This window comes from Rhodococcus sp. 05-2254-5, assembly GCF_002258575.1.
GTDB classification, from domain to species: domain Bacteria; phylum Actinomycetota; class Actinomycetes; order Mycobacteriales; family Mycobacteriaceae; genus Rhodococcoides; species Rhodococcoides fascians.
Genome location: NZ_NOZG01000031.1, coordinates 125921 through 139586 on the forward strand (window position 1 = coordinate 125921; position 13666 = coordinate 139586).

Annotated in this window: 15 protein-coding genes; 1 reads left to right on the plus strand and 14 read right to left on the minus strand. The window is 65.9% G+C overall.

Features of this window, described 5'->3' with window-relative positions; genetic code table 11:
* Positions 1-161: 161 nt before the first annotated feature.
* Positions 162-524: a hypothetical protein gene (locus CH278_RS23960; protein ID WP_143536301.1), complete on the plus strand. Its 363-nt coding sequence runs from the start codon at positions 162-164 to the stop codon at positions 522-524.
* Between the two features lie 69 nt (positions 525-593).
* Here the strand turns inward: CH278_RS23960 and CH278_RS23965 are convergent, their stop codons facing one another.
* The 14 genes from CH278_RS23965 to CH278_RS24025 all read right to left on the minus strand — a co-directional run bounded on the left by CH278_RS23965 (position 594) and on the right by CH278_RS24025 (position 13515).
* Entirely contained in the window at positions 594-2981 is a 2388-nt protein-coding gene (locus CH278_RS23965) for a DNA topoisomerase III (protein ID WP_094623014.1), read from the minus strand.
* Between the two features lie 69 nt (positions 2982-3050).
* Positions 3051-3623, minus strand: coding sequence for a hypothetical protein (locus tag CH278_RS23970; RefSeq protein ID WP_256984016.1), 573 nt, complete (start codon positions 3621-3623; stop codon positions 3051-3053).
* Positions 3620-3766: a hypothetical protein gene (locus CH278_RS27715; protein ID WP_155288950.1), complete on the minus strand. Its 147-nt coding sequence runs from the start codon at positions 3764-3766 to the stop codon at positions 3620-3622. The genes CH278_RS23970 and CH278_RS27715 overlap by 4 nt, the downstream gene beginning before the upstream one ends.
* A gap of 73 nt (positions 3767-3839) precedes the next feature.
* Positions 3840-4238, minus strand: a complete 399-nt coding sequence (locus CH278_RS23975) for a hypothetical protein (protein ID WP_094623015.1) — start codon at positions 4236-4238, stop codon at positions 3840-3842.
* A 36-nt stretch (positions 4239-4274) separates the two neighbouring features.
* Positions 4275-5900, minus strand: coding sequence for a peptidoglycan DD-metalloendopeptidase family protein (locus CH278_RS23980; RefSeq protein WP_094623016.1), 1626 nt, complete (start codon positions 5898-5900; stop codon positions 4275-4277).
* Positions 5897-6235: a transposase gene (locus tag CH278_RS23985; RefSeq protein WP_094623017.1), complete on the minus strand. Its 339-nt coding sequence runs from the start codon at positions 6233-6235 to the stop codon at positions 5897-5899. The genes CH278_RS23980 and CH278_RS23985 overlap by 4 nt, the downstream gene beginning before the upstream one ends.
* Positions 6235-8106: an ATP/GTP-binding protein gene (locus CH278_RS23990; protein WP_094623018.1), complete on the minus strand. Its 1872-nt coding sequence runs from the start codon at positions 8104-8106 to the stop codon at positions 6235-6237. The genes CH278_RS23985 and CH278_RS23990 overlap by 1 nt, the downstream gene beginning before the upstream one ends.
* Positions 8107-8159: 53 nt before the next feature.
* On the minus strand, positions 8160-9665 hold the full coding sequence (locus CH278_RS23995; RefSeq protein WP_094623019.1) for an SCO6880 family protein: 1506 nt from the start codon (positions 9663-9665) through the stop codon (positions 8160-8162).
* Positions 9662-11224 carry a hypothetical protein gene (locus tag CH278_RS24000; RefSeq protein ID WP_094623020.1) on the minus strand — a complete coding sequence of 521 codons (1563 nt, stop codon included), beginning with the start codon at positions 11222-11224 and terminating at the stop codon, positions 9662-9664. Before CH278_RS24000 ends, CH278_RS23995 begins: the two co-directional genes overlap by 4 nt.
* Positions 11221-12057: a hypothetical protein gene (locus CH278_RS24005; protein WP_094623021.1), complete on the minus strand. Its 837-nt coding sequence runs from the start codon at positions 12055-12057 to the stop codon at positions 11221-11223. The genes CH278_RS24000 and CH278_RS24005 overlap by 4 nt, the downstream gene beginning before the upstream one ends.
* The gene (locus tag CH278_RS24010) at positions 12054-12692 is read right to left on the minus strand and encodes a hypothetical protein (RefSeq protein ID WP_094623022.1); all 639 of its coding nucleotides are present in this window, start codon (positions 12690-12692) and stop codon (positions 12054-12056) included. Before CH278_RS24010 ends, CH278_RS24005 begins: the two co-directional genes overlap by 4 nt.
* A 54-nt stretch (positions 12693-12746) precedes the next feature.
* Entirely contained in the window at positions 12747-13016 is a 270-nt protein-coding gene (locus CH278_RS24015) for a hypothetical protein (protein WP_027494130.1), read from the minus strand.
* Positions 13013-13219: a hypothetical protein gene (locus tag CH278_RS24020; RefSeq protein ID WP_027494129.1), complete on the minus strand. Its 207-nt coding sequence runs from the start codon at positions 13217-13219 to the stop codon at positions 13013-13015. The genes CH278_RS24015 and CH278_RS24020 overlap by 4 nt, the downstream gene beginning before the upstream one ends.
* Complete coding sequence (locus tag CH278_RS24025; RefSeq protein ID WP_051364808.1) at positions 13216-13515, minus strand: hypothetical protein; 300 nt, start codon at positions 13513-13515, stop codon at positions 13216-13218. The genes CH278_RS24020 and CH278_RS24025 overlap by 4 nt, the downstream gene beginning before the upstream one ends.
* Between the last annotated feature and the right edge of the window lie 151 nt (positions 13516-13666).

Consider the following 13666-nt stretch of genomic DNA (forward strand, 5'->3'; position numbering starts at 1 on the left):
GATCAGGGCCGCGTCTTCGGCGTCGGCTGTGCTCAGCGCCTGACCGACCCCTCGATCCTTGTTGGGGATTCCGGCAACCAGGCGATGCTCTGGCGATCGGGCCGTCGCCGTTAGTGTCAGCTGCGGACTGTCCGTCAGTGCCCGGCTCTACAGTGGCGGGCGTGAGCGACAACGAGTCCGTGGCCACGGTGCCTGAGCGTGTGCTCGACGAGTGCGCGCACGTGTTGATCGACAAGATCGACCAACTACTCGATCGGGTGACCGACCGCGCTGTGGCAGCACCGACACCGGGGTCGGCGGCGTGGGAGTTGGAGTGGAGCGTCCGAGACACTCCGATCGGACGTACGCGCGTGGCCGAACGCTCCCGTGTGAGAGAGGAACTGGCGCGCCGCGCACTTGCCGGCCTCGGCATCGCCGAAGGTTCCGCACCGGCGGTGCCGGCTACGCACGCTCCCCCGGTCCGACCCCGCCGGACGAAGCCCGGGCGTGTCCGCGTCGACGAGGCACAGCTGACCTTCTTCTGAACCCGCCGCTCGAACTCGTTTCCCGATGGGTGCAGGCGTACGACCCCGCTGCTGTCCTGCGGCACCCGTTTACCGACGCACGGTGCGTTTCTTGGTGCCTGCGGTGGATTTGCGGTCCTCGAACTTCAGCTTGAATCCAAATGTCTTGCTGCCCTGGTAGGTACCTCCGGCCAGTGCGCCCCTGGCTCGGTACGTCTTACCTGTCTTACTTGTGGCATCGAATTCGATGGTCTCCCCGGCCAGCAGCGACGCGAGTTCCTGCTCGGTGAAGTCCTTGCCCGGCCAGTGTTCGTTGGCCCCCCATCCCCGGCCTTTGAACGTGACCGGCTTGCCTTTCCACACTCCGCTGACCAGGTCGGTTCGAGGTGCACGCTCTTCGAACTGCGGGTTGAAGCTCACGTGTGGGTACTGCTTGCCGTCTTTCTCCCTGACGCCTGGTTCGAGTTTTCCCGTGCAGGTGAACGTCTTTCCCGACTTCGCGCTTGTTGCGATGATTTCGATGACCTGCCCGGCCAGCAGTTTCGCTACTTCGGTGTCGGTGAACCGGTGGCCACCGAAGACTCGCTTCGCGCGGGTCACGACCGTGCCTGCGTGGGTGAAGTGCAGCTCGGGTGGCAGGTCGATCATCTCCACCGCCGCCCGAGTCACTCCGGCTTTGCCCATACGCGCCGTGAGTTCGCCGGACAGCGTGCTCGAATTTGCCTTCATCGTCGCGAGGTCGCGGCGCACCAGATCCGCTACGAGGGAGAGATAGTCGGCTGCCTCACCGGTTCCGGCCTCGATCTGCGCCATCTGCTCGAAGACCTGCTCGGTGAGCGTGAGGTCACCGATGTGTGTACCCGGCAGGATCCGATGGTTGAGTTCACCGATCGCGCTGAGGGTGGTCTTGCCGCGTTTCTCGACCATCAAGGCCTTGCCGCCCGCGTTGTTCGTGACCTCGGCATAGGTGCTCGTCCGGGTCGCGCCGGTACCTACGCTCCGCTTCTCGAGCTGCTTCATCAACCAGCCCATCGTCGGATGCGGCGGCCGCGGCGGGAAGCCCTCGTGGACGAACGGGTCCGCGACAGTACCCAACGCCGTCACACCAGTGGGTTGCTCGTCGCGCTCGCCGTCCTCCTCCTCGACGACGAACACACCTTTCCATCCGAGCACTGCGGGCACATTCAGCGATCCGACGAAGCTCGGATACTTCTCGACGTGGCCGCGATGCTGGTCGTACTCGTAGTCGGGGGCGAGCATTGTCAGGTAGTTCTTCGCGAGGAGCTCGTAGATCTCCCGGCCCAATTCACCGTAGGTCTTCTCCACTGCCGCGAGGCTCGGCGGCACGTTGGGCCCCGGACGGTTGGCACCGTGCGCGCCACCGGCCTTGACGTGGCTCGTACGTGGGCCGCGATGGCTCAGCGCCGCCGGATCCACGCCGACCACACCGGCGATCGCGTCGACCGATGGAAGCAGCTCGTTGAATTGCTCGATCGAGATGAATTTGTCCTCGGTGCGCGGGTAGGACACCACCTGCGCCTCGTACATCTTCTGATAGGTGTCGAGAACGTTCTTGGCTCCGAAGCCCTTCTTCGCCAGCAGTGACGACAGTCCGGCCAGGTCCATCAACCGCGGCGGTCCCGTTTTCTTGCGTGTGGTCCCGTCGTGGACGACCGGTGACGACTGCAGGCCGCCGGGAACATCGTTCTCGTTCTCGAATCGATCGACCTCGGGGTCGGTGTACGTGACGCCGTTCTCGTCCCGAAAACGGTTCTCGTAGAACGCCTTCTTGAGGTATGCGTGGTGCGCGTCGAGCCCGTCACCGACGATCACGACCATTGCGGACTTGAGCCGCCCGTTACGCAGTACCGTGCTCGCCCCGGTCGTCTTGGTCGCAACTCTGGTGAACTGCATCGAGAGCATGTCCCACTTCGACCGGAAGTCGGCTTTGCGGTAGTCGCCCTCGGCAGCGATCGCCGTGACCGGCCGACGGGCTGTGAAGGCCTTACGCAGCGATGCCGGTGTCTCGTCCAGGAACTCCATGCGTTCGAGCTTCTTGTTCTCGAGGCCCAGGTACTCCACGATCTCCCAGCCCAGCAGTGAGCCTTCACCGGTCGGATCGAGATCGGCTGCATTGCAGACGCTCTCGCACTCCGAGAGCACTGTCTTGAGGTCCTGCAGCAAGCTTTTCGCGTCCGGATCGGTGACCAGCTTGCCGCCGGACACCCGGCGCCGGATCTCTCGCTCCCAGCGGAAGTCGTCGGCGTTCCACGGGAGATATTCGAGCTCCCAGCTCTTGTACTTGTCGGTGAGAGGCGCGGGCACCATTGCGGAAGGGTCTTTCAACTCCAGCAGGTGGCCGCGAGCGTGGACGATGACGTACTCCGTGCCTGCGAACGTGCCACTCATACCGCCCAGTGCGGTGGCGAAGTTGCGAGCTGCGGAGGGCTTTTCGGTGAGGATTCCGACTTTTCCCATGACAAGAGATCCTTCTCTGCGGTGCGTGCGGCGTGTGGACAGCGAGGGTGTTGCCGGTGGCCGGTCGGGCTAGAGGCTTGCGCTGACGAGGCGGTAGTTCGCGACCTTCCAGCCGTCGTCGGTGCGTTCGAGGTCGACGGCTCCGGTGTATCCGGTGAACGGGGTGATCTCACCGCTGCGGTGTTGGACGACGCGGTCGATGACGACAGCCACGGTGGCCTGGTTGTCACCGTCCATCTCGGCGGCTGTGCCGTCGGCGTAGATGCTGGTGTCCGGTCGAGCGACGGCGGTGACGACGTCTCCGCTGCGCGCCCATGCCGACCACTCCGGGATCGGCTGCGGGGCTGGATCGGGTGGCGTGGCGGCGGCGGTGGCCATCGATCCGGTCACGTTGTCGCGTTGGGCGTGCAGGGCATCCCACGGTGAGTCCTGCACTGCGGGTTGCCAGGTGAACACACCGGACATCACCGACGTCGCGACGCCGACCGGGTCGGTGGCCGACGGGTCGATGGCGATCCCGGCGTCCGTGCCCGGTGGTGGCGGTGTGTCCGAACCGCGGAACACGAACACGATCAGAGCGGCAATGGCGACCACCCCGACGATGCCGAGACACGCGAACACGATGCCTGCTCTTCGGCTCATCTCGTGGTCTCCTGCGAGTCGGAGTCGTTCGCTGATTCAGCGTCGGTGTCGCAGATCTGGCCCAGCGCAGCGGCTTTGGCGATGACTTCGAGCCAATCGACGATCGGTGCATCCGCCTGGCGGTTGTGGAGGATCTGTGCCATATCTGTGCTCCTTGGTCTGTGATGGTGCCAGTGTCCTGGTGGCCACCGACAACAAGTGTGGTTGTGTGCCGCGCTAGCCGACGGTGGGGACTCCTGCTGCGGCGACAACGCTCACCGTCCATATCGCCCACATGACGAGCGCGGTCGCCGCCACGTGGATGGCTTTGCGGAGCGCAGTGACAGTCCAGTTCTGCGCTCGCGCAGAGGCGTCGGCGACAGCGATGAGGCTGCCTATGGTCATCGCCGCGGTGACGACGATGACGGCCCACCAACCATGCGCGAGAACGTCGCTGGTCGCTGCGGCGCGGCCGCTGTCCTCGATCGTGGTGATCATCGACTCCAGGATCAGTCGGGCGACGGGAACAGCCCACACCGTCCATACGATGACCGAGGTCAGAGCAAGGGCTGTCAGTGCTCGATGTCGATCGTGGGACGTCAGGTGGTGGCTGGTGCGTGTCGGTGCGGTGTTCATGAGTGGGCCTTTCCGTCGAGCATTGGTCGGTGGCGGCTATCGGGCCAGGTCGTAGTCGGATGCGGTGGCGGTGATGGTGGTGACGTAGTTCTGGGTCTCCGAGTAGGGCGGGATGCCACCGAACTGTTGGACCGCTCCTGGGCCGGCGTTGTATCCGGCGAGCATCAGCTCCACGGGATCACCGGTGATAGAGCCGGATTCGATCCCCGGTCGCAGGGTGTCGGCGACCGAGCAGTTGTATCGTCCCTGCGCCATGACGGCGTCGCCGATGTCGTTGGGATCGCCCTCCCCCGCAGCTCCGGTGACCACGCCCTTGTCGTCGACGGGGAAACCGAACGACGCCCACGTGCCGGGGAGGAACTGCGCATACCCTTCGGCACCGGCCGGGCTGGTCAGACCGGGTGTGAAGCCGGATTCCTGTTTGAGCTGAGCGGCGAGGATCGCGGGTGAGAGCTCGCGGCACTGCGCGGCCGAGAGGGCGAGCCACGGCTCGAACTCGGGAGGGATCTGGCCGGCGGCGAGGTTCGCGTGATCACCGAGTCCGGCACCGGGTGCGGTGGTGCAGTTGCCTGTGGCTTTCGGTGCGGATCCGCCGCCGCCGGGGACGGGCCCGTAGGTCTGCCCGGGTGCCGGTGCGCCGTGGCCGACGGTGGTGACGTGGACGTGGTCGAAGTGGTTCTGGGTGGGAGATCCCCTGTCCTCCATGGTGTTCGGTTCACCTTGGGAGGGGATGTATTCCTGTCGCCAGATCATGTATTCGATCTGGAGGTAGTCGCGGTTCGCCCATAGGTAGTCCTTGACCTGGTCGCCGAGTGCTTTGCCTTCCTCGGAGGACCAGTTGTCGATCATGATGTCCGCGGCCCGGCCGGAGGGGTGGTCGTCGAATCCCCCACCGTCGGCGCGCCACCCACCGATCGTGGTGATCTGCGGGAACTTCGCGTGCACGGCGCGGGCGACGCGGACGGTGTCGACCTGGAAGTGCTCTTCGGAGCCGACGTCGGCGGGCAGCGCCGCCATTTCCGCTGTACTGCCGCCAGTCGGTGCGGACGGCGACGGCGACGGCGACGGTAGTGGGCTCTGGCCGGTCTGTCCGCTGCCGGGTTCGGCGGCGGCTTCGTAGAACGGCTGCGGGTCGATCGCGTTGTCGGGTGACCAAGGGCCGGTGTGGTACTCGAAGTGCAGGTGCGCGCCGGTGGTGTCGCCGTTGTTGCCTTCGTCGGCGATGTGCTGACCGGCGGTGACACGTTCGCCTGGCGTGACCAGGACACCGTCGGGGAACATGTGCCCGTACACCGTCGAGACGGTCTGCCCGTCGATGTTGTGCTCGAGGACGATCCACATCCCGAACCCGTCGGCGGGTCCGGCTTGGGTGACGATGCCGTCGGCGTAGGCGTAGATCGGTGTACCGACGGGTCCGGCGAGGTCGATGCCCTTGTGCATCGTCCCCCACCGCGACCCGAACGGGCTCGTGAGCTGCGCCTCGGAGGTTTTCATCGGTTTGGCGAACGACCCGGCCGGAACCCCGCCCGCGGCGGAGGAAATGCCTTTCCCGGGAATGCAGTTGGTGGGTACTTCTTCTCGGACCCCGGTGGTGACGAACAGGACCACGAACAGGGCCAGCGCGAGCACGACGGTCAGAGCGATCGCGCCGCCTTTTTTCACAACGCGGCCGCCGAAATCGACTCCGCGCCGATCGATCGCGGGGCGTGGGCGGCCAAACGCTCGGTGAGGGAACGGTTTTCCGAACGCAGTCGGGTGATCTCCTCCTCGGCGGCACGTAGTCGTGCGGTCACCTCGTCAGCTGCGGGGCGACGCGAGGGCCCGTACTTGTCCTTGATCCACCGGGCCACGGTGTTCTCGTGTGCCCCGATCGAGAGTGCCAAGGCTGCAACGCATTCGGCGCGGGAGGAGTAGTTGTGTCGCGACTTCTCGTATTGATCGAGCGCCCACGCGCGGGTCTGCGCCGGGTATTCGGCGCGGGGGTACTCGGCGGTCATCACTGCGCTCCGACCAGTGCCGTGTCGTGCGCGTAGTGGGCGTCGTCGGTATCGGCGGCGTGGTGCTGGCCGCCGGCGAAGTACTCGGCGAAGCGGGCGTTGGTGTCGTGGACCCCGGTGTCGTATTCGACGTCGGTGAGCACCGTCTGGATGGGGATGCCGGGGGTGTTGTCCTTGGCGACCTTGATCAGGAACTTCCCGCGCCCGATCGGGTTGCGGACGGTCCGCCGTTCGGACCCGCGTAGCGCTGCCCCGCGCGACCAGGAGGTGACCATCCCGGCTTCGGCGTCGGTGAACTTCAGCTCCCCGGACAGGCGTTCGACTTCACCGATGGGCAGTCCCCCGCACACGACCATGCCGGCGCGGTCGATGAATCCCTTCGCGGTCTTGATATCGGCTTCGGTGGGCAGGGTTTCGAGGTCACGGCCGGTGTGGGTAATCATCAGCAGCCCGGTCGCATCGGTGCGATTGAGACGGGTGATCTCGTTGACGCGGGCGACCATGCCCGGTCCGGCTCCGATGACCTGCCACAGCTCGTCCAGGGCCATCAGGAAGAGTCGTTGGCGGTCCAGGCCCGCGTCGGCGAGCAGGTGCGCCGCTTCCACGGTGCCGTAGGCGTCGGCCCAGCAGGAGAGCATCACGGCCGCTTTGAGGGTGGTGTCGCCGCGGTCGAGGGAGGAGACGTCGATGCAGATCATCGGTGCGTCGAGGTCGATCGGTTCGGTGGTGTGATCGGCGAAGATGTCCCCGAGCGGGCCGGAGGTCAGCGCGCCGAGAGCCTGCATCAATTCGGTGATCGCCTCGCGGTAGCCCTCGTGATCGGTCTTGTAGGCCGCTTGAAGCATGTCCGCCGATCCGGCGTCGATGCGGGCGTAGAGGTCCTTGAGCAGCGGCGGGTGGGTGTAGGAGAATCCGCCGTCGGCGTACAGCTCACGCAGCGCGATCCCGATCAGGGAATTCTCGAAGGCCTTCACCGAGTGGGTGTCGTAGCGGATCAGCTCGACCAGGGCGCAGACGGCGTTGATCTGGCGGGTGGAGATGGTGATGGTCGCGACGTCGATCAGCTCGTCGAGCTCGGCGATCCGAGCGGGGTCGGTGGCCTCGTCGCGGGCGGCGATCGCGCGGACGACGGCCTGGCCGAGGGCTCCGGCGGCGAGGGGGTTGAGATGTCCACCGCCGTGGCCGAGGGTGATGACCTGCCCGCCGACCAGGTGGGTGAGTTTGACGTATTCGCCTTTGATGTCGCCGGCGACGATCGGGGTCTGTCCCCATCCGCACGCCCCGAGGAGGATCTTGCGGATCAGTGTCGACTTCCCCAGGCCCGGCAGGGAGAGGACGAACATCGAGGGGTTTCCGATGAGCTTGTCGCGGAAGTAGGCGAATGGATCGCACGAGACGGCGTTGCCGGTGATGGCGTGCTGGCCGACGATGGTGCCCGCCGAGGGTGCGGCTGCGCCGATCGCCCACGGGTTCAGTCCGCACATCTGCACCGAGGTCGCTTCGTACTCGATCGGGGCCGGGACGGTGGACATCCGGCCACCACCGGCACCTTTGAGGCCGCGTGCGCTCGACGACAGTGCTGCGCGCCACCAGGGGTCTCCCGCTGCCTCGTGGACGGCTTGCTCGGCCCGTGGGTGGTCGTTGCGCCACCGGGTCAGCCCGAGGCCGCGCCGGGAAAGAGCGGAGGGTTCTTCGGCGTCGCCGGTGGCGATGAGGGCGGCGAGCTCGGCGTAGTCGGTGTCGCCGATGATCCACCGCACGAACGCCGACGGCTGCGGCGTTGACGTCTCGTACAGGTCGGGCTCGTCGGACCTGGCCTCGTCGTACCGAGGGTCGTAGTCCCTGCGCGGGCGGTGGTCGGTCGTCGTCATCGTAGGTGTCTCTTTTCTCGGGCAGGGGTGGGCCGGATGCGGTCGGCGGCGCTCTAGCTGCGGCGCACGAGGATCGAAGTGGAGATCTGATCGGGCAGGAGGACACCGACGCCGAGGCCGGCGGCGAACGCGGCGTCCTGGAAAGCGAATGCGCGCCGCAGTCGCAGGCGGGAGCGGGCGGCGAGGGATTCGGTGACGGCGGCCGCGTTCGCAATTTCTTCGACCGAGCCGACGGTGATCGTCAGCAGTGCCGAATAGCGTTCGTATCCGGCTCCGGAGACCATCTCGCGGCGGGCCTGCTCGGCGATCTCGTGGCGCTTCTCCGACCCGGCGGAGGTGATCTTGTTGCCGCGAGAGTTGATCGCGTGCAGGGCGTCTCGGTGTTGCTTGTCGACCTTCTTCGCGGCGTCCCCGGCGGTGTAGGGGCGGTAGACGAGCGTCAATCGCTTACGGGGGATGTCGTCGTGCGGCTGCAGCAGCGGTTTGAGGACGGTGTCGGTGAACACCGATTCGGGAGGTGCGGCCATTTCCCAGACGACCGAGACTCCGCCGTCGTGGCGGTAGTGACCCCAATCGGTCTTCGCACGTCCCGGTCCGGCGTCGTCCCAGTCGACGCCGTGCTCTTCGCCGGAGATTTCGAGTTCCTCGAAGTCGTTCTCGGTCGAGGGGTTGTAGGAGCGGTGCACGGCCGCGGTGATTTCGGCGGCGGTCATCGGTTGTGCGTCGATCCCGGCACCGGAGAGCGATTCGTACAGATCCGGCAGACGGCGGGCCAGTTCGGTGGCCATCTCTTCGGGGTCCTTCTGGCGTTCGCGGGTGGTGGCGCGGAAGGTGATCGACAGTCGTGCCAGGGTGCGGTGGCGACCCGAGGGCATCCGGACGGCGGACTGCTCGACGAACGACGCAGCCAGCGGCGGTGCAGTGGGGACGAGTTCGTGTTCGGCGCGCCGTGCCAGCCGCAGCCCGGTAGCCGGGATGTTCTCCACCACCACCACGGCACCGACGATGTCGCCTGGTAGTCCGAGGTCGGCGAGGTAGACGCCCCAGTCTGCGGTGTAGAGGTCTTTGTCGCGCTGGACGATCGCTTCGTCACCGCCCGGGAGGGCATCGAATACGACGGTGTAGCGGTGATCGTCGGGGTTGTGGATCATCCCGAACTCGTTGCCGTGACGGTCGATTCCCATGTAGACCTTGGTGCGGGCGAGCAGGCCAGGGAGCTTGTAGCGGCCACCAGGGATCCTCGAGTGCGGTCCGGCGTGGTACTCGGTGGACTTGTCGATGTGCTTACGCCGCATCCATTGCATTCTCAGTTGTCCTGTCTCGTAAAGGGTTCGGCCGTTCGGGGCGATGACCAGAGGGGTGAGGATGAGCGCGCCGACACCCATCAGAGCCAGTCCAACGACGACGTGGACGAAGATCAGGACTGCGAACGAGACCGCGAAAAACCCTGCACCGTAGGCAATGACCTTCGTCGGCAGGCCAAACGCGAACGTGCTCTGCGGCCGGTTACCTGCCGAATAGATCGGCGGCTCGTACGGGGCTTCGAGCTGCGCGCTCATCGTTGAATCCGTCCGTGGTAGTTGCCGACTGCGCCTTCAGCGGCCGAGCCGAGAGTGGTCGAGGCCGAGCCTGCGGTGCGGCCTACGGTGCCCGCAGCTTTGAGTGCCCCTGCTGCGCCGCGCAGGGTTGCCGAGGTACCGGTGCGGCCGGCCGATGCAGCGGCCGTTCCGACTCTGCGGGCTGCGCCCATCGGCCCGGACGATGCGCCCGCGTGCGAGGGACTCGATCCACCGTTGTAGCGGCCCTGGAAACCGGGAGACGAACGTGCGCCGGTACCGGCCGCACCCGAAGACCCGCCCTTGCCGCCACCCGAGGATCCGCCGACGGAGTTCGCGACCGAGCCGAGGGCACGCGATGCAGCCATCCCACCGGCACCCATCACCGCCCCGCCTGCTGCGCCGAGCTGACCGACCTCCCTGCCACCGGCGGAGATGGTGTCCGCTGCGGGAGCGACGATCTTGATCAAGGTGGGTAGGGAGAACCCGATTATCGCCAGGAGGACGGAGCCGATGATGACGGTGGCGATCTGATCCGAGCTCGACGCCGACGACGCCCAGAACGCGAACAGGTACAGCAGCGTCGCGACCGGTTTGAACAGCAACGCGCCGAGAGTGAAGGCAATCATCGACTTGTAGGAGCTGCGCCCGGTGCCGGTGGCCGACGCGGCAGCGGCGAGCGGGATCACGGCCACGACGACGCACAGCACCGCCTCACGGATCAACAGTGCGATCAATTGGGCGACCGACCCGAGGAATGCGAACCCAGCGCAGGCGAGCGCGAGGATCGGGCCGAGGCCGGTCTTGTCGTCGAACGCGGTGATGGCAGTGATCTTCTCGTTCAGGTCTCCGCCGACGAACTTCTCCAGCGCGTATGCAGAGGCGATGTCGCCGCCTTGATGGAACATCAACACCAGAATCGGCAGCAGTGACACGGTGACGACGGTGCGCACCAACATGGTCGCGGTCTCGGTGGCCCCTTCCATCACCGCTTGTTTGCGGGCGATCGCGAGCTTGATCATCGCGATGATGATGGAGGCAAACAAGGCGACGACGGTGAACCCGGAGATCAGATTCCGCAGCCCCGACATCGCGTTCTCCGCCGCGAGGCCCGGTATGCCGGAGGACATCCAGAACGTCATCACCGACCGGAATGCTTGGGTGTTGCCTTCCATCACCGATTTGGCGAAGTCCCCGACCGGGTCACCCCAGAATGTCGAGACTGCGGAGTCGACAGCGGTAGAGAACGCGTCACCGGGGTGATCACTGAACGCGTTGTCCAGGCACAGTGCCTCGTCCATGAAGCCACCGACCGCGGTTCCCTCGAGCGCATCGTTGAGCCAACCGTCACCGAGGACCGGCGAGCCTTCGGCGACGCACTCGCGGCGTTGTTGCTGGAAGTCGTTGCCGTCGGCGTCGGGGTTGATCTGCTCGGTCAGATTCGGTGCGGGTGCCGGTGTCGGATCTTGGGCGTGTGCGAGTCCGCTGGCCCCGACGACCGCGATCAGTGAGAGCAGTGCAATGACGACAGCGCGGGCGGCCAAGGCCGCTGTGCGGGTCACAGTGCCCACCGGGTGAAACCATCGAGCGAGCTGTACGGGCCGCCAGTAGTGGCACCGTCGAGTTTGCTGACCTTCCAGGTGCCACCATCCCACGCCATATTCAGGCGCAGTCCTGTGTAGGTCGGGTTCTGCATCCGTCTACCGGCGTCATCGACATCGCGGATCTGGGCGAGCTCGACGACGGCGAAACTGTCCGTGCAGGAGAGAATCTTGAACGCCATGGGTGCCCGCAATGCCACAGTCTCGGTGTTGACCGGTTTCGCGAGTTCTGCTTCTTTCTTCTCCTGGGTACCGATCTTCTCGTCGGGTATCAGGGTGAGCTTCTCCGTGGATTCGACAGCCACAGGTCCGCCCGCGAGTCCGCGGGGTAGGAAGTTTGCGGCGGCCAGTGCCGCGCCTTGCGGGGTGCGGGTGTAGCCGGCGAGGACCAGCCCGTCGATGTACGACGGCCCATCCGTCTCGGAGTACAGGGTCGAGACACCGAAGTTGCGTTGGATCATCATCGACTCCGGGGACGTCACCGGTCGGCCGTCGTTGGTGCATTCGACACGCGGCCCGGTCGGTTCTCGCTGTGGCAGTGGTTGACCCGCAGGGTTGTTCGGGACCATCACCGTGCGCCCGGACAAGTCCGCGTCGGGAACACCGAAGCCTTCCGCGCCGGTGTCGAGCTCGGAGTCACCGGGGGTAGGTGCTGCTGTCGTCGGCGGTGGACCAGCGGTGGTCAGCGGGGTGTCGTCGTTCATGTTCGGGATGATGAACACGATCGCGCCGACGATGGCGATGACGACGATCGCAGCAACGGTAATCAGGACGGTACGTAGCCGACGGTTCATGGGGTGCGCTCCAATGTGGTGTAGCCCTCGAGGTTGTCGATCTCGACGGCGTCGATGTTTTCCTCGGAAGTGGGTAGCACGATCCGCCAATCGCCGCTGATCCATTGCAGCGCGACAGGATAGGAAAACAACTCGGTTCCGGTCCCGATGGTTTGTGCCACCGACACCCCCGCCGAAAGCGGATCACTGGAGTAGTCGGTGACCTCGAACCCGACGAACTTCGGTGCAGCGTCGGCAGGGACCGAACCGGAGACGGTGACGGCGGCGCGTGCGGCCGCGAACTCGTCGCGACCGGGCCCGGGTGCGGTCACGGTGTTGACCACTTCCGGCCACGCGCGGTCGTCGGCGACGGCAAGTGCGGTCTGCCCGTTGATCGCGGCCAGGACAGCACCTTGTGGGGTCTGTGCATATCCGCTGCGATTCACCGATGTTCCAGCGAGGGGCCCGTCGACCCGTGAGGTGGGCACCGATACCCCTGCGACCTCGCGCCAGGTCAGCTCGGCCGGAGCGGAACGCAGATCCGGTGCCGGATCCGGGGCAGCGGCGGGTGTGTCGTCGTTGCCGGATCCGCACGCAGCGAGTGCGAGGACGGTCGCCGCTGTCGCGGCGATCCGGAGTGTGCGGGAGACGGTCATCAGAGGAGGGCCTTTCAGGTCGATGCAGTTCGGGCGCAGGGAATTTCGGTGTTCTCAGGCGAGTACGGCTTGGGCGATCCCGGATGCGGATCCGATGATGGCGGCACAGATGAGGATTCGGGCCAGGGTGGCGTCCTCGACCATCTGTGTTCCGGTGGATTTGCGTTGGTTGACGAACACCGCCCCGCACACGAACAGTGCTGCGATGCAGGTGACGATGGCGAACCAGAGCAGCCACGACAGGCCCGTCATGACCGGCTGCCACACCTCGTCGGGCCACTCGACCGGTGAGGTCGGTGGTTGCGCGAGCACGTCGATGTTCATGTCATCGCCGCCGTGACCACTGTATTCGCCACTCCAGCAACGAATCCGAGCAATATCGACGCATACAGCAGTCCGGTGGCCCGCTGGTTGGCCTGACACCAGCGGCCCCTGAATTGGTCGTACGCAAGCTCACCGCCGCCGACCATGACTCCGACAATCGAGGCGATGATCAGACCCCACAGAGTCCAGTTCACGATGGTCATAGGACGAGCATGTTGACCAGGCCTGCGGCACCACCGATGACGATGGACCCGAACAGTCCGCCGACGAGTTTGCCGGTCGCGTTGCCGCCTTGGCCGCCACCGGAGATTTTCTCGTACGCGAGCATCGCGCCGCAGATCATGATTCCGGCGACGGCAGCGATGATGCATCCCCACATCAGCCAGGACAGCAGGGTCAAGATCTTGTCCCCGGTGGGGCCGTCCGGTGCTTGGGGGCTGACGTCGCCGATGTTCTGCGCGAGGAATGTGGTCGTCGATGCGGTGAGGCTGGCAATCATGGTGTTCTCCTTGGGTGTTGGTTGAGAGGGTGCGGTTCAGTGGCCTGACGCATTGCGGGCGGCGGTGAAGATCTCCCGCCCGATCGCGGCGAGTTCGTGGTGTGGGCTGGTCGTAGAGGGGGCGGGGGCTCGCATCCGCCCTGGTGGGGGT